The organism is Ruegeria sp. A4, assembly GCF_056543025.1.
The window spans coordinates 148,928-172,233 of record NZ_JBQGAW010000006.1; the positions used below are offsets into that span (position 1 = coordinate 148,928).

General features: G+C 57.7%; 24 protein-coding genes. 15 read left to right on the forward strand and 9 right to left on the reverse strand.

Annotation, left to right across the window (positions count from 1 at the left end):
• Positions 1-20: 20 nt before the first annotated feature.
• The 4 genes from ybeY to miaB form a co-directional block, all read right to left on the reverse strand.
• Positions 21-515 carry an rRNA maturation RNase YbeY gene (gene ybeY / locus ACR0E2_RS16150; protein ID WP_171641343.1) on the reverse strand — a complete coding sequence of 165 codons (495 nt, stop codon included), beginning with the start codon at positions 513-515 and terminating at the stop codon, positions 21-23.
• Positions 516-551: 36 nt separating this feature from the next.
• On the reverse strand, positions 552-1,574 hold the full coding sequence (locus ACR0E2_RS16155) for a PhoH family protein (RefSeq protein WP_480447106.1): 1,023 nt from the start codon (positions 1,572-1,574) through the stop codon (positions 552-554).
• A gap of 136 nt (positions 1,575-1,710) precedes the next feature.
• The gene (locus ACR0E2_RS16160) at positions 1,711-2,439 is read right to left on the reverse strand and encodes an outer membrane protein (protein ID WP_480447107.1); all 729 of its coding nucleotides are present in this window, start codon (positions 2,437-2,439) and stop codon (positions 1,711-1,713) included.
• Between the two features lie 208 nt (positions 2,440-2,647).
• On the reverse strand, positions 2,648-3,967 hold the full coding sequence (miaB, locus tag ACR0E2_RS16165; protein ID WP_171726655.1) for a tRNA (N6-isopentenyl adenosine(37)-C2)-methylthiotransferase MiaB: 1,320 nt from the start codon (positions 3,965-3,967) through the stop codon (positions 2,648-2,650).
• A 123-nt stretch (positions 3,968-4,090) separates the two neighbouring features.
• On the opposite strand from miaB, the gene ACR0E2_RS16170 reads away from it, so the two are divergent.
• Positions 4,091-4,954, forward strand: coding sequence for a hypothetical protein (locus ACR0E2_RS16170; protein ID WP_480447108.1), 864 nt, complete (start codon positions 4,091-4,093; stop codon positions 4,952-4,954).
• Here the strand turns inward: ACR0E2_RS16170 and ACR0E2_RS16175 are convergent.
• Positions 4,937-5,758, reverse strand: a complete 822-nt coding sequence (locus ACR0E2_RS16175) for a phytanoyl-CoA dioxygenase family protein (RefSeq protein ID WP_480447109.1) — start codon at positions 5,756-5,758, stop codon at positions 4,937-4,939. The genes ACR0E2_RS16170 and ACR0E2_RS16175 overlap by 18 nt on opposite strands.
• A gap of 83 nt (positions 5,759-5,841) precedes the next feature.
• On the opposite strand from ACR0E2_RS16175, the gene ACR0E2_RS16180 reads away from it, so the two are divergent.
• Positions 5,842-6,738, forward strand: coding sequence for a LysR family transcriptional regulator (locus ACR0E2_RS16180; RefSeq protein WP_480447110.1), 897 nt, complete (start codon positions 5,842-5,844; stop codon positions 6,736-6,738).
• Between the two features lie 6 nt (positions 6,739-6,744).
• On the opposite strand, the gene irrA is transcribed toward ACR0E2_RS16180, so the two are convergent.
• The gene (irrA, locus tag ACR0E2_RS16185) at positions 6,745-7,161 is read right to left on the reverse strand and encodes an iron response transcriptional regulator IrrA (RefSeq protein ID WP_170344907.1); all 417 of its coding nucleotides are present in this window, start codon (positions 7,159-7,161) and stop codon (positions 6,745-6,747) included.
• A gap of 186 nt (positions 7,162-7,347) precedes the next feature.
• Here irrA and fabA point away from each other — a divergent pair, with 186 nt between their 5' ends.
• From fabA to ACR0E2_RS16200, 3 genes are read left to right on the forward strand one after another with little or no spacing between them, the layout of a single operon-like run.
• A complete protein-coding gene (gene fabA, locus ACR0E2_RS16190) occupies positions 7,348-7,857 on the forward strand; it encodes a bifunctional 3-hydroxydecanoyl-ACP dehydratase/trans-2-decenoyl-ACP isomerase (protein ID WP_152457158.1) in 510 nt (169 codons plus the stop codon).
• A gap of 31 nt (positions 7,858-7,888) precedes the next feature.
• Positions 7,889-9,118 carry a beta-ketoacyl-ACP synthase I gene (gene fabB / locus ACR0E2_RS16195; protein ID WP_480447111.1) on the forward strand — a complete coding sequence of 410 codons (1,230 nt, stop codon included), beginning with the start codon at positions 7,889-7,891 and terminating at the stop codon, positions 9,116-9,118.
• 5 nt (positions 9,119-9,123) lie between these two features.
• Positions 9,124-9,915: an enoyl-ACP reductase FabI gene (locus ACR0E2_RS16200; protein ID WP_171170948.1), complete on the forward strand. Its 792-nt coding sequence runs from the start codon at positions 9,124-9,126 to the stop codon at positions 9,913-9,915.
• Positions 9,916-10,186: 271 nt separating this feature from the next.
• Here the strand turns inward: ACR0E2_RS16200 and ACR0E2_RS16205 are convergent, their stop codons facing one another.
• Positions 10,187-10,615, reverse strand: a complete 429-nt coding sequence (locus ACR0E2_RS16205) for an FKBP-type peptidyl-prolyl cis-trans isomerase (protein WP_171330048.1) — start codon at positions 10,613-10,615, stop codon at positions 10,187-10,189.
• A gap of 126 nt (positions 10,616-10,741) precedes the next feature.
• On the opposite strand from ACR0E2_RS16205, the gene ACR0E2_RS16210 reads away from it, so the two are divergent.
• From ACR0E2_RS16210 to ACR0E2_RS16250, 9 genes are all read left to right on the forward strand, one after another.
• Entirely contained in the window at positions 10,742-11,428 is a 687-nt protein-coding gene (locus ACR0E2_RS16210; RefSeq protein WP_480447112.1) for a haloacid dehalogenase type II, read from the forward strand.
• Entirely contained in the window at positions 11,428-12,258 is an 831-nt protein-coding gene (locus ACR0E2_RS16215) for an alpha/beta fold hydrolase (protein ID WP_480447113.1), read from the forward strand. The genes ACR0E2_RS16210 and ACR0E2_RS16215 overlap by 1 nt, the downstream gene beginning before the upstream one ends.
• Complete coding sequence (locus ACR0E2_RS16220; RefSeq protein WP_480447114.1) at positions 12,255-13,229, forward strand: threonine ammonia-lyase; 975 nt, start codon at positions 12,255-12,257, stop codon at positions 13,227-13,229. Before ACR0E2_RS16215 ends, ACR0E2_RS16220 begins: the two co-directional genes overlap by 4 nt.
• Positions 13,230-13,288: 59 nt before the next feature.
• Complete coding sequence (pcaD, locus tag ACR0E2_RS16225) at positions 13,289-14,077, forward strand: 3-oxoadipate enol-lactonase (protein ID WP_480447146.1); 789 nt, start codon at positions 13,289-13,291, stop codon at positions 14,075-14,077.
• Between the two features lie 12 nt (positions 14,078-14,089).
• Positions 14,090-14,803 (forward strand): alpha/beta fold hydrolase, encoded by a 714-nt coding sequence (locus tag ACR0E2_RS16230; RefSeq protein ID WP_480447115.1) that lies wholly within the window; start codon positions 14,090-14,092, stop codon positions 14,801-14,803.
• Between the two features lie 100 nt (positions 14,804-14,903).
• Complete coding sequence (locus ACR0E2_RS16235) at positions 14,904-16,103, forward strand: TCR/Tet family MFS transporter (RefSeq protein ID WP_480447116.1); 1,200 nt, start codon at positions 14,904-14,906, stop codon at positions 16,101-16,103.
• An 82-nt stretch (positions 16,104-16,185) separates the two neighbouring features.
• On the forward strand, positions 16,186-17,280 hold the full coding sequence (locus tag ACR0E2_RS16240; RefSeq protein WP_152457148.1) for a Zn-dependent alcohol dehydrogenase: 1,095 nt from the start codon (positions 16,186-16,188) through the stop codon (positions 17,278-17,280).
• Between the two features lie 19 nt (positions 17,281-17,299).
• Positions 17,300-18,532 carry a mandelate racemase/muconate lactonizing enzyme family protein gene (locus ACR0E2_RS16245; protein ID WP_480447117.1) on the forward strand — a complete coding sequence of 411 codons (1,233 nt, stop codon included), beginning with the start codon at positions 17,300-17,302 and terminating at the stop codon, positions 18,530-18,532.
• A 111-nt stretch (positions 18,533-18,643) separates the two neighbouring features.
• Complete coding sequence (locus ACR0E2_RS16250) at positions 18,644-18,931, forward strand: ArsR/SmtB family transcription factor (protein ID WP_170345119.1); 288 nt, start codon at positions 18,644-18,646, stop codon at positions 18,929-18,931.
• A 3-nt stretch (positions 18,932-18,934) separates the two neighbouring features.
• On the opposite strand, the gene ACR0E2_RS16255 is transcribed toward ACR0E2_RS16250, so the two are convergent.
• Positions 18,935-21,931 (reverse strand): cyclic nucleotide-binding domain-containing protein, encoded by a 2,997-nt coding sequence (locus tag ACR0E2_RS16255; RefSeq protein ID WP_480447147.1) that lies wholly within the window; start codon positions 21,929-21,931, stop codon positions 18,935-18,937.
• Between the two features lie 244 nt (positions 21,932-22,175).
• Between ACR0E2_RS16255 and ACR0E2_RS16260 the strand changes: the two genes are divergently transcribed.
• Positions 22,176-22,538 carry a DUF3307 domain-containing protein gene (locus ACR0E2_RS16260; protein WP_371419740.1) on the forward strand — a complete coding sequence of 121 codons (363 nt, stop codon included), beginning with the start codon at positions 22,176-22,178 and terminating at the stop codon, positions 22,536-22,538.
• A gap of 5 nt (positions 22,539-22,543) precedes the next feature.
• On the opposite strand, the gene ACR0E2_RS16265 is transcribed toward ACR0E2_RS16260, so the two are convergent.
• Positions 22,544-23,275, reverse strand: a complete 732-nt coding sequence (locus tag ACR0E2_RS16265; protein WP_480447118.1) for a hypothetical protein — start codon at positions 23,273-23,275, stop codon at positions 22,544-22,546.
• Between the last annotated feature and the right edge of the window lie 31 nt (positions 23,276-23,306).

A 23,306-nucleotide genomic window follows, 5' to 3' on the forward strand; every position in this document is an offset into this window, starting at 1 on the left:
ATCGGGTCACATGACCCACCTTATACCTTATATGGGTCATCGATACCCAATTTGCCAAGTATCTCGACCTCAATCCCTTCCATCAAAGCGGCATCGGGGTCACGAATGTGATCATATCCCAGCAAATGCAACGTTCCGTGAACAAGCAAATGGATGACGTGATCATCAATGTCCTTGCCCGCCTCATCCGCCTCACGCGCGCAGGTGTCGAAGGAAATCGCAATATCGCCCAAAGGAATTTCACCGGTGAAATCCGGCTTTGGCGGATGGGGCGCTTGCCCGGCTTCGTCCGGGGCCAAATCTTCTACCGGCCAGCTCAGAACATTGGTGGCGGCTGGTTTGCCGCGAAACTCGGCGTTCAGCTCCGAAATGCGCGCATCATCGCATCCCAGAACGCTGATCTCGCAAAGCTCAGGGTCCAGTTCCGCATGGGACAGGACGGCGGATATCGCTTGCCGCGACAAAGCTTCAAGCCCTTGCCACCGGTCGTCTTCGACAGTGAGTTCCAGATTCATCTTATCGCACAACAGCCTTGTGAATGAGCCGTGCAATCAACTGGTTTCGCGGCCCGCATCCGCCTCATACGCTTCGATGATCGCGGCCACAAGCGGGTGGCGAACCACGTCCTTGGACGTGAAATAGTTGAAACTGATGTTGGGGATCGTTTTCAACAGTCTTTCGGCATCCTGCAAACCCGACTGAACGCCGCGTGGCAAATCCACCTGAGACCTGTCGCCGGTGATTACCATGCGGCTGCCTTCGCCCAGACGAGTCAGGAACATCTTCATCTGCATGGTCGTGGCGTTCTGTGCCTCGTCCAGCACCACAAAAGCATTGGCCAACGTGCGTCCACGCATGAACGCCAGCGGCGCTATTTCGATTCGCTTTTCCTCAATCAGCTTGGCCAGCTGCTTGCCGGGCAGAAAATCATTCAGCGCGTCGTACAGCGGCTGCATGTAGGGATCGACCTTGTCCTTCATGTCACCGGGCAGATAGCCCAGTTTTTCACCCGCCTCGACCGCCGGGCGGCTGAGGATGATTCGATCCACATGCCCGCCAATGAACATCGACACGCCCACGGCGACAGCCAGATAGGTTTTCCCCGTGCCAGCAGGCCCGATGCCAAATGCAAGCTCATTTTGAAACAGTGACTGCACATAAGCCTTCTGGGCGTCCGTGCGCGGTTCCACCAGTTTCTTGCGGGTTTTGATCTCGACTGAACCGCCCTTGAACATTTCCAGCTGGTCGCCATCGCGGCTGCCGGTCCCCTGTTCCGAACCACCCATCCGCAGCTCTCGGTCCACGTCCGCAGACTCGACCTCGCGCCCGCCTTCCAATCGCGTGTAAAGCGATTGAAGCACCTCAATAGCCTGCTTCTGGGCGTCTTCATCGCCCATCACGACAAGCTGGTTGCCGCGGCGTACGATCTGGACGGAAAGCTTGCTTTCGATGTCGGTCAGATTGCGGTCGTATTCGCCGCACAGGTCAATCAACAATCGGTTGTCGGGAAACTCTAAAAACGCCTCGCGTTGGGGCATTTCGTCTTGCGGTGGGGTCAGGGCACCGATGGCCAATCCGTTCTCCTGTCTTGGCGGTTCACCCCGAGCGTAGACAACAAATCTCGGTGGGCGCAAGCCACAGTTTCAAAAATAAGCCCACAGATGACAAAAGCGCCGATCATACAAAAGAAAAAAGCCTGTCAGACGCGCATCAGAACGTATAGTTCAGCCCGAATCTCAAGCCGCCGTATTTCGGTGTGGACTTTGTGGAAAAGCCCGAACCGAATTGAACGTCTTCGGATTTGAACTGGACGTATTCGTATTCGCCGGTGACCGACCAATTGTCTGTCAGCTTGTGTTCGGCACCGATGCTTGCGGTATATCCGCCCCGCCGATCCGATGCCGAAAAGCTCTGTACTGTAGCTCCGGATGTGATGTTGTTGGTTGTTTCAACATCGCCCCACAGGTAACCGACGCTGAAAAAGTACAGAACCCGACCGTTTCGGCTTGTCAGGCCGCTTCGATATTTGAGGGACAAAACGTCAGATATCTCTGCCCCACCCTCAACGTTCGAACCGCCGATCTGGGCCCTGACACTGTCGTCCAAGGATCCAAAATCATATCCCACTTCAAAACCATAGACGAAATCACGCCCCCACCTTGAAGGCAGAACACCACGCCAACCACCACGAAAGCCGCCGTATGCGCCGGATACGTTCAGGTCGCCAATATCAAACAGCCCGGCGGGCGTTCTCAGACCAAATCGATCGTCCCAGCCAGAGGCGTAGCCGCCAGCAATCCCCAGATAAAATGCACTGACGTCACTGCTGAACTTTTTGGGGCTGATAACGACAGGATCGGTTGTCGTGCCCTTCAGGTCTCCGGCAATCGTCGCGCTGGCAAAAAAAGTGACAACCGAGGCCAAAGGCAAGGTTTTCACTAGGCTCAGGGTCCTGAAGCTGTTCAAGATTGGCACTCGTACCTCCATCACTCCGATCTCGGGATCGGCGAATAATCGTTTTTTTGACGCAAAAACGGCGCCTGAAAAAACATGGCTCCTCTCGGAGCATAGTTCCAAGCAATAAATCAAGGGTAAATTTTGGAAACAAACACCAACTATGGTGGCTGAACGGCGGAAACTCACCGACTCAGAGCAATTCACCCGCCAAAGAGTTGGCGCCCGAGTCGGTGATCCGGACCTCTTTCAGATCACCAACGGCAATCCCGGTGCCCTTCACATGCACCGAATGCAGATACTCGGATTTTCCGACCATCTGGCCCGGCAGACGGCCCGGCTTTTCAAACAAAACGCGGACTGTACGACCGACCATACCGTCCTGAATTTCCCTTTGGTGCCGCGTGATAAGGGCCTGAAGGCGCTGCAACCGATCATCCGCAGCAGCCGGATCAACCTGAGCCCGCTCGGCCGCCGGTGTTCCCGGGCGTGTGGAATACTTGAAGGAATAGGCGTAGCCGTATTTGACCTCTTCAACCAAATCCAACGTTGCCTGAAAATCCTCTTCGGTTTCTTCGGGGAAGCCGACGATGAAATCCCCTGACATCACGATATCCGGGCGCGCCGCACGAATGCGCTCGATCAGGCGCAGATAGCTTTCTGCCGTGTGGCTGCGATTCATTCGCTTGAGGATACGGTCCGAGCCCGATTGAACCGGCAGGTGCAGATACGGCATCAGTTTCTCACAGCTGCCATGTGCCTCGATCAGGTCGTCGGCCATGTCATTGGGGTGCGACGTGGTGAAACGAATACGTTCCAGCCCGTCAACCTTGTTCAGTTCCCAGATCAGCCCGGCCAGGGTCATGTCTCCGTCGGGGCCGGCCCCGTGATAGGCGTTCACGTTCTGGCCCAGCAGCGTGATCTCGCGCACGCCGCGTTCAACCAGATCATGGGCTTCGCGGATGATGCGATCCGCAGGGCGGCTGACTTCGGCCCCACGCGTATAAGGCACCACGCAGAAGGCGCAGAACTTGTCGCACCCTTCCTGAACGGTCAGAAACGCCGTCGGGCCGCGTTTGGCCTTGGGACGGTTTTTCAGTTTTTCGAACTTGTCTTCCTCGGGGAAATCGGTGTCCAGCGCCTTTTCGCCCGCACGGGTCCTGGCCTCCATCTCGGGCAGACGGTGATAGCTTTGCGGCCCGACGACCAGATCGACCAGCGGCTGGCGGCGCATGATTTCTTCACCTTCGGCCTGCGCAACACAGCCTGCCACACCGATTTTCAGGTCAGGCTTTTCGGCCTTCAGACCCTTGAAGCGACCGAGTTCCGAATACACTTTCTCAGCCGCTTTTTCGCGGATGTGACAGGTGTTCAGCAGAATCATGTCGGCATCGTCAGGCGTTTTGGTTTCGACATAGCCCTGCCCGCCCAGCGCCTCGGACATGCGTTCACTGTCGTAGACGTTCATCTGACAGCCATAAGTCTTGATAAACAGCTTCTTCGGTTCGGACATGGGACGGGCCTTTGCATTCGCTGGATCGGCGTCATCTATACGCTTCGAACGCCGCTTGCAATGCGGGCGCAATTACCCGAATTTGGCAGGACTTTCCAGCAAGGCCGGACCAAAAAGCACCCGATGACGTACGATTCCCTCGACCATTTCCTGAAATCGGGACAGGCCGCACTGTCCAAAGGCCCCGTAGCATTGATTTTTGCCGAGGACGACGTGGAGCTGGCCAGCACGCTGCACCATCATCTGAGGCTGGGTTTCAAATCCGTCATCGTCTTTGCCCCGGACGAGTTTCACCTGGCAGAGGACCTGTCGGCCAAGGTGCATCGGGTCAATTTGAAATGTGTTCCCCGGCTGGTCGTGTTCGAAACCATAAACAGGATCATTCAGGCCGCACCCGGCATCTGGATGTATTATTGCTACAACGCCGAATACCTGTTCTTTCCCTACTGCGAAACGCGCAGCGTGGGCGAGATGCTTGTCTTTCATGGTGAAGAGCGTCGCAATGCGATGCTCAGCTATGTCATTGACCTGTACGCCGAGGACCTGACCGCACATCCCAATGGCGTGGCCCCCGATCAGGCCATGTTCGACAGCGTTGGGTATTATGCCCATACCCGCCACGACCCAAGCGGCCAACCGCTGGACCGTCAGATGGATCTTTCCGGCGGGTTGCGATGGCGGTTCGAAGACCACATTCCCTACGAACGTCGCAGAATCGACCGCATCGCATTGTTCAAAGCGCAAAAAAACTTGGTGCTGAGACCCGATCACACCTTCAACGAACCGGAATACAATACCTATTCCTGCCCCTGGCATCACAACCTGACGGCCGCCATTTGTTCCTTCCGTGCCGCAAAGGCGCTGAAATCCAATGCAGGGTCAACCTTTGACATCCGAAGCTTTCGCTGGCGCAACTCGGTGCCGTTTGAATGGCAGTCCCGCCAGCTGCTGGATCTCGGGCTGATCGAATCAGGCCAGTGGTTCTGAGCCGGCCTGACGCTGCAACAAGATCGGAAACCAATCCTCGCGCAGGCGCTGTCCCGGCGTCATGTCATGACCGGGAAACGGGGGCGAGGTTCGGCCGGGGCGCTCTACATACCGGGCATCGTCGCCCACCAGCCGCAGTGAAAAGGCGCGGCGACGGCTGTCCGACTGATTTCCGCGCGCGCCGTGCAGCGTGCGATAGTTGAAAGCGACGGCATCGCCGGGCTCCATCTCGAATTCGACGATCTTCATACCTTCGGCATCCGGATCCGGCACGGGGATGTACTGACCTTCATCCGGGAAAAAGCCGTCCTCGGAAACCCATCGGGTCGGCAGAACTTCTTTCTCCCATCGGTGCGACCCGGCGACACACCGCAGCGTCGCCTGCCTGACCGGATCAAGCGGAGACCAGAAGCTGATCGTTTGCTGACCCTCGACGAAATAATATGGGCCGTCCTGATGCCACGGTGTCGCCATCGACGTACCGGGTTCCTTGACCAGCACGTGATCGTGAAACATCTGAACGCGTCTCGATTGCATCAGATCCGCGGCAACCTCAGCTGCGGGAGACGTCTCGATCACGTCGCGGAACTGCGGAATCCGGGTCCAATTGCAGTAATCATCAAAGAAACGACCTGTTTCACCCGCCTTCTTGTTTTCCGAGGCATAGGGACCGGGATCGGCCATATTCGCGGCCACACCATCGCGCAGTTGTTCCACGTGATCCGCAAACAGCCCTTTGACCAGTACGACGCCGTCGAACTGATAAGTGTCGATCATCTGCTGAGAAACAAGAGGGTGTGGCATCGGAAGCTCCTGAAGTTTTTTTGTTTTTGCCCGGAAAAATGTATTCTGTTCAAATCATATCTTTCGAAGTTATTATTAAGCTCATGTTATATATTTCGCTGCGCCAATATGAATATGTCTGTGCAGTCGGGCGTCACGGCAGTTTGTCGGCGGCAGCCCAGCATCTCAATGTTTCGCAACCGGCCTTGTCCAATGCGCTGACGCGCGTTGAAGCCCATTTGGGGTATCCGCTGTTCGTTCGCCGCCGAGGCGCAGCCATGGCACTGACACCTCAGGGACGTACGTTCATAGACCAGGCCGAGGTCTTGCTGAAAAATGCTGCGCGAATCGAAACGTCCGATACCTCCGCGCCGGGCACCTCCAGGCTGCGATTGGGCTGCTTTACGGACCTGGCCCCCTTCCTTTTGGCCCCTGCCCTGCAACTTCTCCGCGACAGGTTCACCGATATCAACCTTACATATGTGGCCGGGTCCTTCGAAGGGCTGCTGAATGGATTGATGGATGGCCAGATTGACATCGCAATCACATACGACCTGACCATGGATGCGGGGTTCGCCCGTACAAAGCTGTTCGACAGCAGACCGAAGGTGTTGATGTCCCCGGATCACCCATTGGCAACCACTGCGGAAGTCACCCTTGCAGCGCTGGAAGGTTATCCCCTGATTCTGTCTTCGGAAGGTTTGTCCGCCCAACACATTCTCGGCCTGTTCCGGCAAAACGGGCTGCGCCCTACCGTCGCGCACCGGGCGGCATCCCTTGAGATTCAACGCAGCCTTGCCGCCCATGGTGAGGGAATCGGGATCAGCTATGCCAGCCCACCCAGCAGCTTCAGTTATGACAACAAGCATCTGGTCAGCGTACCGATTGCCAATCCGGAAACAGCAGAATCCGTCGTTCTGGCACGGCACGGAACGGGACCCTCTGACACGGTCATAGAAAAGGCCGAACGTGTTTTGGTGGCCGGGCTGGCAGGCGTTTAAGGTCTTTTACTTCTTGCGCAAGCGAATGACGACATCGACAGACGCGATTTCGACACCTTCCGGCGCCTCGGGAAGGCGCTGAATGACCAGCTGATCCGACGGCGCATCACTTAGCCTTGCGTCGTCTTCCCAATAAAAATGGGGGTGATCATGCGTGTTCGTGTCGAAATAGCTTTTCGATCCGTCCACTGTGATTTCTTGCAGCACACCGGCATCGCAAAAAGCGCGCAGAGTGTTGTAGACCGTTGCCAGAGACACCGCATCCCCGTTCGCCTTTGCCGATTCAAAAAGGCTTTCTGCGGTGACATGGCGATGGCGGCCGTCGCCCACCAGAAGCTCGGCCAGCGCCACGCGCTGACGCGTCGGTCGCAAGCCCGCATTCACCAGCCAACCTGTTGCGATTTCGCGGCTCTGAGGTGTCATTGATCCGATACCCGTTATTGCTGCCTTTATATATAGGGGCGCATCACCGGCAATTACAAATGAAATTCATTCGCAAGATAAGAACCAACACAACATGATGTGGCGCGCCGCTCTTGCAGGACCTTGCAAACGGGTGTTAGACGAAGCCAGATGTAAAGACAGACCCCCGGCAGGAAAGGTGGCAGAATGGCCCAGTTCCCTAGCAGTTTTGACAAAGATGATCTGCTGAAATGCGCTCGCGGTGAGTTATTTGGCCCCGGCAACGCACAATTGCCCGCCCCACCGATGCTGATGATGGACCGGATCACCGACATCTCTGCCGATGGTGGTCTGCACGGCAAGGGCCATGTGCTGGCCGAATTCGACATCACACCCGACCTTTGGTTTTTTGAGTGCCACTTTCCGGGCAACCCGATCATGCCGGGCTGTCTGGGGCTGGACGGGCTTTGGCAACTGACCGGTTTCAACCTTGGCTGGCGTGGATGGCAGGGGCGCGGCATGGCCGTTGGCGTCGGCGAAGTAAAGCTAACCGGCATGGTGCGCCCGGACCGCAAGATGCTGACGTACAAAATCGATTTCAAAAAAGCGATTCAAACGCGCCGCCTGACAATGGGTGTGGCGGATGGCATTGTCGAAGCCGATGGCGAGATGATTTATGATGTCAAGGACATGAAGGTCGTTCTATCCGAGGCCTGAGCCCGAACGGTCTGAAACAAGGAGTGCGCACATGCGTCGAGTAGTCGTCACCGGTCTGGGGGTTGTGTCCTCGATCGGGAACAATGCCGAAGAGGTTCTGACCTCGCTCAAAGCAGGTAAATCCGGGATCGTGGCCAGCGAACAGATGGTGGAACATGGTTTTCGCAGCCAGATCGCGGGAACGCTCAAGATCGACGTGGCCCAGCATGTGGACAAGCGTACATTGCGCTTCATGGGTCCCGGGGCCGCCTATGCACATATCGCCATGAGCCAGGCGATTGCCGATTCCGGGCTGACCGAAGACCAGATCGTCAATCCACGCACCGGACTGGTTGCGGGCTCTGGCGGACCTTCGACCAGCGCGATGCTGACGGCGCATCAGACCGTTCTTAAGACGGGCGCGACCAAGCGGATCGGGCCGTTTGCCGTGCCGAAATGCATGTGCTCGACGATCTCGGCCAACCTGGCGACCGCGTTCAAGATCAAGGGCATCAACTATTCGATCACGTCGGCCTGCTCGACCTCGCTGCATTGCATCGGCAACGCGGCCGAACAGATCATGCTTGGCAAGCAGGACGTCATGTTCGCCGGCGGCGGAGAAGAACTGGACTGGACGCTTTCCTGCCTGTTCGACGCAATGGGCGCGATGTCGTCGAAGTATAATGACACACCCGATAAAGCCTCGCGCGCGTTCGACGAAAACCGCGATGGTTTCGTGATTTCGGGCGGCGGTGGAATCGTTGTTTTGGAAGAGCTGGACCACGCGCTGGCCCGCGGCGCCAAGATTTATGCTGAAGTTACGGGTTATGCCGCAACTTCAGACGGCCACGACATGGTGGCCCCTTCAGGTGAGGGCGGCGAGCGCGCGATGAGACTTGCTCTGAGTACCCTGCCCGAGGGGCGCAAGGTCGGCTATATCAATGCCCACGGCACCTCGACCCCCGTCGGCGATGTGGGAGAGGTAGAGGCGGTGCGCCGCATCTTTGGCGAAGGCAACGTACCCCCCATCTCCTCGACCAAGTCGATGACAGGCCACGCTCAGGGCGCGGCGGGCGCGCTTGAAACTATTTTCTGCCTGCTGATGCTGGAAAATGATTTCATTACACCATCGATCAATGTCGACACGCTTGCCGAAGGCATTCAGCCCGGTGAAATTGCAACTCAAGTGGTTGAAAACGCAGGACTGGACAGTGTCATGACCAACAGCTTCGGCTTTGGCGGCACAAACGGGTCCATGGTTCTTTCAAAGTATAACGGGTGAAAGTAATGTCGGATCTCCTCAAAGGTAAACGCGGCCTGATCATGGGCGTGGCCAATGACCGCTCGATTGCGTGGGGCATTGCCAAGGCCATGCACGAGGCTGGCGCCGAACTGGCATTCACCTATCAGGGCGAGGCATTCGGAAAACGGCTGGAGCCGTTGGCTCAGAGCCTGGGCAGCGATTTCATGGTCGATGCGGATGTCACCGACGACGAGTCGCTGGATCGCGCTTTTGGCGAGCTGGCCGAACGTTGGCCCACCATAGATTTCCTGGTCCATGCTATCGCCTATTCGGATAAGTCCGAGTTGACAGGTCGGTTCCTGAATACCACACGGGCGAATTTCAAGCATTCGATGGATGTTTCGGCCTATTCCTTCATCGAGGTCGCGCGCCGCGCCTATCCGTTGATGAAAGACAATGGCGGTTCCCTGCTGACCCTGACTTATCAGGGTTCCAACCGGGTTGTGCCCAACTACAACGTGATGGGTGTCGCAAAGGCTGCGCTGGAATCGGCAACGCGCTATCTGGCCAACGATCTTGGCCCCGATGGCATCCGCGTGAATGCGATTTCCCCGGGGCCGATGAGAACCCTTGCCGGTGCAGCCATCGGCGGCGCACGCAAGACCTACAAATTCTGCGATCAGAATGCACCGATGCGCTCTAACGCCACACTTGAAGCTGTCGGCGGAACGGCTGTGTACCTGACGTCAGATGCCGGTGCCTGCACGACGGGTGAGATCATCCGCGTTGACGGTGGTTTCCACGTTCTGGGCATGCCTCAACCCGAATCCATGTGACCATATCTTTCCCTGCCGCTGCCCAGATTTTACCATCATTAAGCGGCAGGTAATCGATATGAGCAAACTTGACCAAATCATTGCAAATAATGCACGCGTGACGCAAAGCAGGCGAAAGCCCGGCTTTCTCAGCCAACGGGCCAGGGTGCTATTGCTTACGTTGACTTCGCTGCTGCTGGTATTTGTCTTCTTTACGCAGCCACAGGTGCGGGCCGCGATTCACACTCTGATAGGGTGAGATCCGGGCCGGACACCCGGCCCGATCCATGTCTCAGTTGACTGAAACGACTTCGATCTCGAAAACCAGATCCTGCCCTGCCAGCGGATGATTTGCATCCAGGGTAACAGTGGCTTCGTTTGAATCCACAACCGTTACAGGCACGGCCTGACCTTCTGGCGTTTGCATCTGCAACTGTGTCCCGGGATCCAGGGGGATGTCGTCTGGAATGCCTTCACGGGGAATTTCCTGACGCATCGCAGGGTTGATCGGGCCGTAGGCGTCGGTGCAGGCAATCTCGACCCGCGTCTTGTCCCCGGTGGACAGGCCCGGCATGGCACGGTCCAGACCGGGGATGATCTGGCCCGACCCGACCACGAATTCCAACGGATCCCGCCCGTCCGAGCTGTCAAAGACTTTGCCGTCCAGCAACGTCCCGGTGTAGTGGATGCGAACCGTGTCGCCTTGTTTGATTTCGGTCATCGTGGCCTCCGGCCGTTCCAAGGGGTTGAGCGGCCAACCCTATAGGTTGACACAATGTTGTAAACCCTCGGCTCTTTCACCCCCTGCGCCGATGTGCAAACCTGCGCGCAATCTAAGGAGGACCATATGCCGATCACGACCTGTGTGTTCGACGCCTACGGAACATTGTTCGATGTTGCCGCGGCTGCTCGACAGGCGGCAGACGAGCCGGGTTTCGAAGCCCTGAAAGACAAATGGACCAAAGTTGCGGGGCATTGGCGTCTGAAACAACTGCAATACACGTGGCTGCGCGCCGTGGCGGATGCGCATGCGGATTTCTGGGACGTCACCCAGGACGGGCTGGATTGGGCTCTGGAGGCCGCAGGCCTGCAAGGCAACCCGGAACTGCGACAACGTCTGCTTGATCTCTATTGGGAATTGCTGGCCTATCCCGAAGTTCCGGCCATGCTGAAAGCCCTCAAGGATGGTGGGCTGCAAACGGCGATCCTGTCCAACGGGTCGCCCCCCATGCTGGACGGAGCCGTAAAGTCCGCCGGAATCGGCGATGTATTGGATGATGTTCTGTCGGTCGAAAGCGTCGGCATCTTCAAACCCCACGCCCGTGTCTATGATCTGGTGCAAGACAGGTTTGGCTGCGCACGCGATGAGGTCTTGTTCGTCAGTTCGAACGGCTGGGACGCTGCCGGGGCAAGCGGTTACGGTTTTGTGACCGCATGGGTCAATCGAATTGGTGAACCCATGGATCGCCTACCCTGGACACCTGCACATGTGCTGTCCGATCTGACCTCGATTCCCAAGCTTGCCGGTCTCTGATGTCAGAATTCATGACAACGGACGGCAGGCGCATCTACTTCGAAGAGACCGGCACCGGCACGCCGCTTTTGTGTCTGGCCGGTCTGACCCGAAACAGCCGCGACTTTTCGTTTTTTGCGCCACATGCCTCGGGCCTGCGCATGATCGCCATGGATTACAGGGGGCGCGGGCGTTCGGAATACGACGCCGATTTCATGAACTACAATATTTTCCGCGAATCCCATGACGCGATTGAGCTGCTCGATCATCTGGGGATCGCCAAAGCAGTCATTCTGGGAACATCGCGCGGCGGGCTGATCGCCATGGCGCTGGCCGCAAGCCACCCCGAACGTCTGGCCGCCGTAATTCTGAATGACGTGGGGCCAGTTATCGAGCCGTCAGGTATCGCCAAGATCATGGCCTACGTGGGGGCCCAGCCCACGGCCAAAACCTATGATGAAGCCGCCGCCGCATTGAAACACGTAATGGAGCCGCAATTTCCCGGTGTTCCACTGGAAACCTGGCGCAAACAGGCAGAATTTCAGTATGAAATGCACGAAGACGGGCTGAAGCTGCGATATGATCCTGCCCTGCGCAAGGCGCTTCTTGAACAAGCTGCAAGCGGGGCAGCCCCTGATCTATGGGTGTTCTTCGAAGCCTTGCGCGGCAGTCCCACCGGTGTGATCCGGGGCGCGAATTCCGATGTTCTGGGCGCGGACACTCTGGCCGAGATGCGGCACCGACACCCGGACCTGATCTCGGTCGAGGTACCGGATCGCGGGCATGTTCCGTTCCTGAACGAACCCCAATCACTGGACCTGATACAGAAGGTATTGAAGAACGCCGCATGAGCACATTTGAGATGATCGAAGCCGCCGCAGAGCGGCTGAAAGGACACGTTCGCGAAACGCCGATCCTGTCGTCGCCCTTTCTCGACACGCTTGCGGGCCGCCGGATTTGGGTCAAACCGGAATGCCTGCAACATACCGGCAGTTTCAAGTTTCGCGGCGCGTGGTCGGCCATTTCGGCGCTGGATGAGGGCATTCGCCAGCGCGGCGTGATCGCATATTCATCAGGCAACCATGCGCAAGGCGTTGCGATGGCCGCGTCGAAGCACGGGATTGCCTCGGTCATTGTCATGCCGTCGGACGCGCCGCAACTCAAGATCGACAATACTCGCGCGCTGGGCGGCGAAGTCGTTTTGTACGATCGTGCGAATGAAAAACGAGAGGAAATAGGCGAGGCCATCGCTGCCGAACGTGGTCTGACCCTGATCCGCCCCTATGACGAACCGCAGGTCATCGCGGGGCAAGGCACAACCGGGCTGGAAATCGCCAGGCAGGCAGCGGAAATTGGGGTTTCGCAGGCGGATGTTCTGATCTGTTGCGGCGGCGGAGGTTTGACCTCGGGCATTGCGCTGGCGCTAGAGAAAAACGCGCCAAATTTGCGGGCGCGCGCCTGCGAGCCGGAAGGGTTCGACGACGTCAAACGATCCTTGGCGTCAGGTCGCATTCAACACAACAATGCGGCGTCGGGTAACATATGCGATGCGATCCTGACACCGCAGCCCGGCGATATCACCTTTCCGATCCTTCATCGTCTTTGCGGCCCCGGACTCTCTGTCACCGAAGACGAGGCATTGCAGGCGATGGCATATGCCTTTCTGCGCCTCAAAATCGTGTTGGAACCCGGCGGCGCCGTAGCCCTGGCCGCGGCCCTTTTCCGGGGCGACGAGATCGAAGGCGACGACGTGATCGTCGTCACATCGGGCGGGAATGTCGATCCTGGAATATTTGCTAAGGCGTTGGAATTCCTGACCTGACATGGGTGCGAAAGCTGTGCAAATTGCATCAGGACCGCATGACGACAAGGACCTTTGTCATGATGATCGCTGATCTGGGCGACGTGAAACTGAATTATCGCATCGACGGCCCCACGGACGGTGCACCCATTGTGTTTGCCAATTCCCTGGGAACCGACCTGCATCTTTGGGATGCGGTGCTGCCATACATGCCCGACGGGCTGCGCATCATCCGGTATGACAAGCGTGGGCACGGGCAATCCTCGGTGCCCCCTGCACCTTATTCGATGGGCGCTTTGGTGCGGGATGCCGAGGCGCTGCTGGATCACCTTCAGGTTCGCGATTGCGTCTTTTTCGGCCTCTCGATTGGCGGAATGATCGCGCAGGGGCTGGCGGTCAAACGCATGGACCAGATTCGTGCGCTGGTGCTGTCGAACACCGCTGCCAAGATCGCCACGCCTTCGATCTGGCAAGAGCGTATTCAGGCGGTGCGAAAGGGCGGGATCGAGGCTCTGGCCGATGCCACGATGGAGCGTTGGTTCTCGCGCGAATTCCGCCGCGCCCAAAACCACCTGCCCTGGCGCGATATGATGGTCAACCAACCAGTCGAAGGGTATCTGGGCTGCTGTGCCGCCATTGCCGGTACCGACTTTTATACCCCCACAAGCGGCCTGCGCCTGCCCACGCTTGGGATTGCGGGCAGCGAAGACGGATCGACCCCGCCCGATCTGGTGCGGGAAACGATTGATCTTGTTCCCGGATCCCGATTTCGGCTGATCCGCCGCGCCGGACATTTGCCTTGCGTTGAGAAACCCGCGGAATACGCAGAAATCCTGACCGGATTTCTGACCGAGATCGGACATGTCTGAAGGAGAATGACAATGACGTCCTTCCTGTTGGTCCATGGCTCGTGTCACGGCGCCTGGTGCTGGCGCGACCTGATCCCCGCTTTGGAAGCCCTGGGCCATACCGCCCGCGCCATCGACATGCCCAGCCATGGTGCAGACCCCACGCCGGTGGCCGACGTCACGCTGGACAGTTGCCGCGATGCCATTTTGAACGCCTGTACACCCGATACGATCGTCGTCGGCCATTCCTGGGCCGGCTTTCCGATCAGCGCAGCGGCCGAGGCGCGCCCGGATGCGATGCGCGCCTTGATTTACCTGTGTGCCTATGTCCCTCGGGATGGTCTTTCGATGGCGGAAATGCGCAGGCGCGGGCCGCGGCAAACCATTGCGCACGCAGTGGAAAAATCTGCGGACGGGCTTTCCTATACCGTGTCCGTGGATGCGATCCCACAGCTGTTTTATCACGATTGCCCGGACGACATCCTGCCATACGCATACGCGCGCCTGTGTCCGCAAGCCATCCTGCCACAAGAAACACCGCTGCCTATCGGCCCACGCTTTGCCAAGGTCCCCAAGGCCTATATCCGAACAACCGACGACCACACGATACCGACCGAGTACCAGGCAGACATGAGCGCCTGCGTCCCCGAAAATCTTCGACGTACAATCGACAGCTCGCATTCGCCGTTTTTTTCACATCCGCAGGAATTGGCTGAGCTTCTGTCCGAACTAGCGGGCAAACTCTAGCAACCTGCCGCAACGACATTGGGTGTCCGGCGGAACTGTCTCTTTCCTCATTCGTCGGGCATGACTAGGGTGCCGCTCACAACTCATTTGTTCAGGTCCCATGCGTCTGCCGTTTTTCTTCATCCTCGGCATCGTCATGATCGATGCTATGGGCATTGGTCTTGTGATGCCGATCATGCCGCAACTGATTGTCGAGGTTCAGGGCGGCACCCTGGCCAATGCCGCGATCTGGGGCGGTGTGCTGAGCACAGCCTTTGCCGCGATGCAATTCATCTTCGGCCCCATTCTGGGAAACCTTTCCGATGCTTACGGGCGCAGAACGGTATTGCTGGTGTCCTTGTTCGTCATGGCGCTGGACTACGTCGTCATGGCCATGGCGGGCAGCATCTGGCTTTTGCTGGTCGGACGTATCGTCGGCGGCATCACGGCGGCCACCCATTCGACAGCGGCGGCTTTCATGGCCGATGTGTCCGCCCCAAAAGACAAGGCCGCAAATTTCGGCCTTCTGGGCGCGGCATTTGGCGTGGGGTTCGTTCTGGGTCCGGTGATCGGCGGATTGCTAAGCGAATTTGGAACCCGTGCACCATTCTGGGCTGCTGCGGGTTTGGCGGCGTTGACCTTCTGCATCGGATATTTCGTGATGCCCGAAACGGTGACCGATGAAAACAGGCGTGCCTTCAACCTGCGACGCGCGAACCCGGTGAACTCGCTTCGCGCCATAGCATCATTGCCCGGCATCCGGCCGATGCTGTGGGTCTATTTCCTGTATTCGGTTTCAATCTACGTCTATCCGGCCATCTGGTCCTATTTCACGACCGAGCGCTTCGGTTGGTCCGCGCAGATGATCGGCCTGTCGCTTGGAATCTATGGTATCGGCATGGCCGTCGTGCAAGGCGGTCTGATCCGCCCGGCCATCCGGCTTTTGGGCGAGCGGGCAACAATCATCTATGGCATGATCTTTGAAATCATGAGCTTCGCCATTCTGGCCTTTCTGACCAACGGCCTGATCGCACTGCTTCTCATTCCGATTACGGCCATTGGGGCGGTCATCACACCCGCCCTTCAGGCGATGATGTCACGGGCCACACCAGATTCGCAGCAAGGCGAATTGCAAGGTGTCCTGACTGCGTTGCATGCGCTTTCGATGGTGATCTCACCGTTGGTGATGACCAGCGTATTCGCGCAGTTCATTCGACCTGACACCCCGCTCTACCTGCCCGGCGCCCCTTTTCTGCTGGCACTCTTGTTGATGCTGGCAGGGTTCCTTCTGTTTAGACGGTCCCGGTCTGTCGTAGCGTAACAACGACACGCAAATGGCGGTTTCTGCCTTGCGAGCCGCCTTTTCCCGCGCCACCGTGAACCCAACGGGAGTGAGGGACAACATGCAAAAAATCAAAGCCGCAGTCTGCCGGGCATTTGGCGAGCCACTGGTGATCGAAGACGTTCATCTGGCACCCCCCGGCACGGGCGAGGTCGAGGTGACACTGGATGCCGTGGCCATCTGCCATTCGGACATTTCCTATGCCGAAGGCGCATGGGGAGGGTTCCTGCCAGCCGTTTACGGGCACGAAGCCGCAGGCGTGATCACCGCAGTCGGAGAGGCGGCCGGGGATTTCAAGGTCGGCGACCCTGTGGTGGTGACCCTGATCCGCGCCTGCGGGTCTTGCCCTGCTTGCGCGGGCGGGCAACCGACAATTTGCGAAACACCCTACGACACTGTCAAAGGTCCGTTGAAAACAGGCGATGGCGGCCCGCTCGAACAGGCGATGGCATGCGGGGCCTTTGCCGAAAAGGTCGTGGTAAGCCACCGCCAGATCGTCAAAATCCCGGATGACCTGCCCAAGGAACTGGCCAGCCTGCTGTCCTGCGGTGTGATCACCGGGGTCGGCGCTGCGGTGAATGCGGCAGGCGTGCGCCCCGGTCAGGACGTGGTGGTCATTGGGGCGGGCGGTGTAGGCCTGAACGCAATTCAAGGCGCGCGGATTGCAGGCGCCCGGCGGATCGTGGCCGTGGACATGACCGAAGAAAAGCTTGAGATCGCCAAAGAGTTCGGCGCAACCCACGGCGTCCTTGCCAGCTTGGATCAACCTTGGAAAGCCGCATACAGGGCGCTGGGGGGGCGCGGCGCCGATGCCGTTCTGATCACTGTCGGCGCGGTTCCCGCTTATGATCAGGCTCCGCGTTATCTTGGGCGCGGCGGCAAGGCGATCATGATCGGGATGCCACATTCCGGTGACATGGCCAGCTATGAACCTGTTGTATTGGCAGCCCTGGGCCAGGGTGTCGTCGGGTCGAAAATGGGCGACGTGGTCATTCAGCGCGACATACCCTGGATGGTGGACCTGTATAAGCAAGGGCGGTTGAAACTGGACGAGCTGATCTCGGGCCGCTGGTCTCTGGATCAGATCAACGAGGCCATCGCCGACACCAAAACCGGATCGGCCAAGCGAAATGTGATCCTGTTCGACAGGACCTGACCCACCGAAAGGATTTGGGATGAAACTTCAGGATCTAGACGTCATCGTCACCGCCCCGCCCGCACCTGGCTGGGGAGGGCGATACTGGATACTTGTCAAAGTGACGACCGATACCGGCATCACGGGATGGGGTGAATGTTATGCCTCGTCCGTAGGCCCCGAAGCGATGCGTCATGTCATTCAGGACGTGTTCGACCGGCATATGTTGGGAGAAAACCCCGAAAACATTGAACTCATGTTCCGCCGCGCCTATTCCAGCGGCTTTACGCAGCGCCCGGACCTGACGGTGATGGGCGCATTCTCGGGGTTGGAAATCGCCTGCTGGGACATTCTGGGCAAAGATCGCGACAGGCCGGTGCATGCGCTGCTGGGCGGCAGGATGAATGACCGGATCCGGGCCTATACTTACCTTTACCCCCTGCCCCAGCACAACCTGAACGATTTCTGGACCTCTGCCGAACAGGCCGGTGAAACGGCGGCGGAAATGGTAAGCCGTGGCTACACCGCCGTGAAATTCGACCCCGCAGGCCCCTATACCATCCGCGGCGGGCACATGCCCGCGATGCGCGACATTTCCATGTCCGTCGCCTTCTGCAAGGCGATCCGCGAGGCCGTGGGGGACAGGGCCGATCTGCTGTTCGGTACCCATGGCCAGTTCAACACAGCCGGTGCAATTCGCCTGGGGCAGGCGTTGGAACCATACCAACCCCTGTGGTTCGAAGAACCTACGCCGCCGGACAATATCGAAGACATGGCCCGCGTCGCGCGCAATGTACGCATTCCGGTTGCAACCGGAGAGCGGATGACCACAAAGGCCGAATTCGGAGCCGTCCTGCGCGCCGGAGCCGCCGAAATCCTGCAACCGGCCCTGGGACGCGCAGGCGGAATCTGGGAGATGAAGAAAGTCGCGGCCTTGGCCGAGATCTTCAACGCGCAGATGGCTCCGCACCTGTATGCCGGTCCGGTGGAATGGGCCGCCAATATTCATCTGGCGGCGTCCATTCCCAACCTGCTGCTTCTGGAAACCATCGAAACACCTTTCCACGATCAACTGATCAAGGGCTCGATCCGGGTCGAGAATGGTTTTGTCGCCGCCCCGGATGCTCCGGGCCTTGGGATCGATGTCGATGAAGACCTGGCCCGCGCGCACCCATATGACGGAGACGGTTTGCATCTGCAAATGCAGGAAGACCCATGCGATTACGTTGAAGGCAACGCTTTTCAAGGGGGCGCCCCGGCAACCGAGGGGTGACAATATCAATGGCCTTGATGCATATTGGCAGCACAAACGCGATATGACGGTCAGAAAGTGGCACTTAACGAAACCGAACCTCAGGAACACCCAACAGACGCTCTGCCGGACATGAAAGACAATGCTGCACGCGCGGCTGCATTTCTTAAAACACTGGCGCACGAGGGGCGTCTGATGATCTTGTGCCATCTTGGTGGTGGTGAAAAATCCGTTGGCCAACTTGAAGAGCTGCTTCAGCTGCGGCAGGCCGCAGTCAGCCAGATGCTGGCGCGCCTGCGCGAGGAAGAGTTGGTCTCGACGCGTCGGGAAGGCAAAACGATCTATTATTCATTGCGCGACGGCGCCACGGAAAAAGTGATCCGTCTGCTTTATGATTTGTTCTGCAACACGGACTGCTGATCGCTAATTGGACACATAGCCGGCGATCACCTGCAACAGCTTGAATGCGGTCGCCGCGTCGTTTTCCACAACGGCAAGGAATTCTTCTTCACCGATCCGCAAGCAGGAAAGCTTGGTTTCCGCCACCATGCTCAGCGCACGCGGTTCTTTTCTGATCAGGCCCAACTCTCCGACCAAAGCACCAGGCCCGACTTTGGTGATCAATTGGTCAGGCCCCTGTTCTTGCGGCAGGTACAGACCTGCTTCGCCCTCCAGCACCACATAGGCACCGTCGGTGGGTTGGTCATCTTTCAAGAACACCACCTGCCCTGGCTCGGCATCAAACCAGCGCGCACCAAAGGCCAGCAGGCGCAGCTGCCGCCGATCCAGGCCCGAAAACAACGGGGTTTGTTCCAGAGCGCGCAGTTTCCGCGTCAAATCCGCCGATGCTGCACTGTCTTCCTCCACCTCCACAGGCCCTCCGTCCGAGACCACACGACCTTGCCGGATTTCCACATACATGTCGAATGCACCGGGGTTTTCGAACTGATCATTCAGATAGACAACAGTGGTGTCCGGCAGCAGTTCACGAAGCCGTTTATAGACCGCCACCTGCGTTTTCATGTCGTAGCTGGCCAGCGCATTTTCCAGAATCAGGATGTCAGGTTTCTTGATCGTCGCACGGGTAAAGGCCAAGGGTTCGGCAAATACCGCCGGAAGATTCTGACCGCCCAAAGCAACCTGCACATCATAGATCAGCTCTGTGACCAATGGGCGCGCGCCGTTTTCAGCCAGCACATCGACAATCACCTTGCGGGCTTCGTCCGAACGGGAACCGCCAATCTGGCTGACTTTACCGAACAGCGCGTTTTCCATGACCGTCAATCCGGGCGCAAAGACGTTCGGATCCAATGGGACGAAGACGTCTTGCAAACGCTCCATCAGTTTCTCGGAATGGCTGTGCCGGAGTTCGAGGATGCGATCCTTCAGTTCATCCGTGAACGCAGGTCCGATCTGTTCGGCAGAGATCACAAATGGCACCGCCAACATGTTGGCAAGCTGTTCGTCATCCAGCCCGTCCGAACCTTCTTTGCGGGTCTGGTCCACCAGATCCACTGCAATTTCATAGGTTTTTGCATCAAGACCAAGCTTTTGGAACAACGGGTGGTCGGTTCCATCGATCCCGAAGATCTGGCGCAGCATGTCGATCACATCGCGTGTCAACGCGATCAATGTCTCGTCCAGCCCCAGTTCACGCAACTGTCCAAGAAAGACCTTTTGCTGCGCAAGCAAAGCTTGTGTCACAGGTACACGTGGCGTTGCGAACAGCAGATTTTCAGCCACAGGCAGGGCTGCGTTATAGGTATTCCGGTCGAAGACAAGCGCCTGTTGTTCCAGCCCGGCATCCCGAACGGCCTGCTGCACGACCGGGCGCAGCTCGATCAGCTTCTTTGCCAGTTCACAATGCTTGGCCGCATCGAAACTTTGTTCGGCGCCCCGTTGGAACAGCGCCGCGCCAAACCGCATTCCATCAATCAACTGCAACCACCAGGCACGCAGTTCTGCGGCGTCCTGAAAGCCGGCCAGAGTTGGGTCCAGCCATTCCGCCCGGAACGGATCGGCACTGTTGCCCGCCCTCAGAGTTTCAAGAAAATCCGGATCGTCCGACGGGTCAGTCAGCGGTTTGAACCGCATCGGCATCATCACGTTGTCGCCCAGCGTACCCTGAAACATGACGGGGCGTGATGTGACATACCCGATACGCGCGGCGACAACCGCCTGATGCAACTCGGCCAGTTTCAGATCTCCGATCCGAACCTGGCCAGCACTTGGACGTATTTCCCGTGTCAGCAATTCGCCGATGGCGCGTCGATCTTCCTCGCTGGGGGCGGCGATCCCAATTGTCTTTCCGGCAGGAAAACTGAGGTCCAGATCATCGAGCACCTGATTGCCATCCATGTCACGCACCGAAACGTGGTCCAGCACGATGTTGCCGTTCAGGTGCGGCCACTCGGTAGGTTCACCTTTGAACAAGGTTTCATCATGCATTCCGGCCGGGGCAAAACGGTCAAGAACCACATCCCAGCGCAGCGACATGTCCTGGGTCTGGTTGTAATAGGTCAGCAGTTCCTTCCAAGGTGAGCTGAGATCCTTGTACGCAGCCAATGCGGCAACCAGCGCCCCCAGTGAAACCGAGCCCTGAAGCACCAACAGACCACCAACCAGATAGAACATGAACGGTGTAAGCTGCGAGATGAAGTTGTTCAGGAATTTCATGAAAAACTTCTTTTGATAGATCTCGAAACGGATGCCGAACAGGCGTCCCAATTGCTCTGAGATCATCGACCGGCGAAAACGCCAGCCGCCATTGGTCCGCAGGGTGGACGCGCCCGCTGCGTTCTCGCCGATCTGCGCCGCCAGAACCCGAACCTCCTGAATGCGTTTTTTGTTCAGCAGGTTGATCTGGCGTTGCAGCTTGGGGATCAACCAGGCCTGCAAGGGTATCAGCGCCACCGCGGCCAGCCCGAACCAGACACTTTGCAGGAACAGGAAGGAAAGTATGGTGATCATTTGGCCGGCCTGAAGAACCGGCTGGCTGATCGCATCGCCCATCAGGCCGCCCATCGGCTCGCTTTCGGCGGTGATCATTGACACCATTTCACCTTGGCTTACACGCTCGAAATAGGGTTGAGGAAAGCGCAACGCCCGGCTGATCAACTGATAGCGAAAGCGCCGCAGCATCCGTTCACTCAGCACGCCCTTCATGGTGTTGATGCGCATTTTCATCAGGCCGTGGCACAGCACGGCCGCCAGAAAGGCAAAGCACAGAACGACCAGAAAATTGGTCTGCGACATGGTATAGCCCCAGATCGTCACCTCAGAAGTGGACGACCCGATCGCGTCATTGATTATTCGTTTTGGCAACTCAAGTGTGAGGTACAGCAAAGGAAACAGCGTCGCCGTCACGGCCAGCAGGATCAGCTGTTCGCGCTTGGAGTATTTCCAGATAAAGCGGAAAATTGTGCGTTCTATGGAACCTGCCCCTGCTGCTGACCTTCGACGTGGATTAAACGCAATGCATGCAATTTCAACAGCATGAATCAAATATCATCCAGACAGGATAAGCAAATTTTTCCCTTTTGGAAAATTTCTTGACCGAATGTGAACTAGTTCATTTACGCGTGCCCGTTTTATTGCCTAATGTTGGCGGCAGAACGATATCGGGAGGGTTCTTTTGACTGCCAGTATTGGCGCAGTGTTTCTTATGCTTTGTCTTTTGTTGATCAAGCATATGTTCGCTGACTACTACCTCCAGACACCGAAGATGCTTTCCGGTCGGGGTGAGTATTTTCACTTGGGACGCGCGCAACATGCCGCTGTGCATGTTGTGGGTTCTGTCGTCGTTTTTTTGGTGTTCGGCGCGCCGTTGTCTTTTATTCTGATTGTCGGGGCGCTGGAATGGTTCATCCATTTCAATATCGATTTCATCAAGGCCAGCTATTCAGACAAAAAGCGACTTGAGCCAACGCAACCCGCTTTTTGGCGCGCCGCAGGTTTGGATCAGTTGATGCACAACCTAACTTATGTTGCGATGGTTTGGGCCTGGGTTACCTTCGCCGCCGCTTGACGGTGTCAGGCCGCGTTCTCCGATACGGCATGCCGATAGGCCCTTAGCCACATCCGATCCAATGCGTCAATCGCAGCAGGGTCGAACCGGTGTTCAACTTCCCAATACCGACCCGAGGCTACATAATATCCAAGATCATCTTCCATTCGCTGCACATTGTGCATGACTGCAATATCGGGAAGCGGCGCGGCCGTCAGGTCAGATATGTTGACGGATGGAAACACCAGCCGGCTTGGCGCGCTGGACAACCGTACGGTTCTGCACCCCTGAGCGGCTGCAAAAAGACCCAGTCGAGCGGCCTTCGCTTCAAGCGAACGCAGTGTCACGTCTTCTCGCAAAGGGTCCGCCGTGCCACTTCCGTAAAAATGTGTTCGCCCCGATCCTGAATACATCATGTCGCAACCGGAAAAAGCCAGAACATCCGGCTTCAGGGCTGACAAAGCCCAATAACCTGCCGTGAAAGCCATCGTTCCGCCAGCATAGACGAACCCGCCATAGTCATTCTGTCTTGGGACGTATTCGTCGGCAGTGACTATGTGTTGAGTGCTAAGAACTTTTCCAGGGCGGCGCTCTGCCGGGAAGTCTTCGGGGTGGATCAGGTAGTCCCAGTCTTCTCGGATGCGCCATGCGTTGTTGATGGCGACGATATGCGTGAAAGGCGCGCGCGACCATGCCCGCGCCTCCAGCGCCGATGGGGCGCTGCCAAGGATCAATACGGTTGTCTTTCGGTCGGTCATGTCAGGGCCGGGCTTGTTGACAGCCCCACAC

Bases quoted from the DNA above. Each gene is read 5' to 3' on its own strand.
- pcaD (WP_480447146.1), top strand. From the start codon at position 13,289: ATGATGATCGCTGATCTGGGCGACGTGAAACTGAATTATCGCATCGAC.
- ACR0E2_RS16235 (WP_480447116.1), top strand. From the start codon at position 14,904: ATGCGTCTGCCGTTTTTCTTCATCCTCGGCATCGTCATGATCGATGCT.
- ACR0E2_RS16220 (WP_480447114.1), top strand. From the start codon at position 12,255: ATGAGCACATTTGAGATGATCGAAGCCGCCGCAGAGCGGCTGAAAGGA.
- miaB (WP_171726655.1), bottom strand. From the start codon at position 3,967: ATGTCCGAACCGAAGAAGCTGTTTATCAAGACTTATGGCTGTCAGATG.
- ACR0E2_RS16250 (WP_170345119.1), top strand. From the start codon at position 18,644: ATGAAAGACAATGCTGCACGCGCGGCTGCATTTCTTAAAACACTGGCG.
- ACR0E2_RS16180 (WP_480447110.1), top strand. From the start codon at position 5,842: ATGTTATATATTTCGCTGCGCCAATATGAATATGTCTGTGCAGTCGGG.
- ACR0E2_RS16215 (WP_480447113.1), top strand. From the start codon at position 11,428: ATGTCAGAATTCATGACAACGGACGGCAGGCGCATCTACTTCGAAGAG.
- irrA (WP_170344907.1), bottom strand. From the start codon at position 7,161: ATGACACCTCAGAGCCGCGAAATCGCAACAGGTTGGCTGGTGAATGCG.
- ybeY (WP_171641343.1), bottom strand. From the start codon at position 515: ATGAATCTGGAACTCACTGTCGAAGACGACCGGTGGCAAGGGCTTGAA.
- ACR0E2_RS16265 (WP_480447118.1), bottom strand. From the start codon at position 23,275: ATGACCGACCGAAAGACAACCGTATTGATCCTTGGCAGCGCCCCATCG.
- ACR0E2_RS16170 (WP_480447108.1), top strand. From the start codon at position 4,091: ATGACGTACGATTCCCTCGACCATTTCCTGAAATCGGGACAGGCCGCA.
- ACR0E2_RS16230 (WP_480447115.1), top strand. From the start codon at position 14,090: ATGACGTCCTTCCTGTTGGTCCATGGCTCGTGTCACGGCGCCTGGTGC.
- ACR0E2_RS16175 (WP_480447109.1), bottom strand. From the start codon at position 5,758: ATGCCACACCCTCTTGTTTCTCAGCAGATGATCGACACTTATCAGTTC.
- fabA (WP_152457158.1), top strand. From the start codon at position 7,348: ATGGCCCAGTTCCCTAGCAGTTTTGACAAAGATGATCTGCTGAAATGC.
- ACR0E2_RS16240 (WP_152457148.1), top strand. From the start codon at position 16,186: ATGCAAAAAATCAAAGCCGCAGTCTGCCGGGCATTTGGCGAGCCACTG.
- ACR0E2_RS16260 (WP_371419740.1), top strand. From the start codon at position 22,176: ATGCTTTGTCTTTTGTTGATCAAGCATATGTTCGCTGACTACTACCTC.
- ACR0E2_RS16200 (WP_171170948.1), top strand. From the start codon at position 9,124: ATGTCGGATCTCCTCAAAGGTAAACGCGGCCTGATCATGGGCGTGGCC.
- ACR0E2_RS16245 (WP_480447117.1), top strand. From the start codon at position 17,300: ATGAAACTTCAGGATCTAGACGTCATCGTCACCGCCCCGCCCGCACCT.
- fabB (WP_480447111.1), top strand. From the start codon at position 7,889: ATGCGTCGAGTAGTCGTCACCGGTCTGGGGGTTGTGTCCTCGATCGGG.
- ACR0E2_RS16205 (WP_171330048.1), bottom strand. From the start codon at position 10,615: ATGACCGAAATCAAACAAGGCGACACGGTTCGCATCCACTACACCGGG.
- ACR0E2_RS16210 (WP_480447112.1), top strand. From the start codon at position 10,742: ATGCCGATCACGACCTGTGTGTTCGACGCCTACGGAACATTGTTCGAT.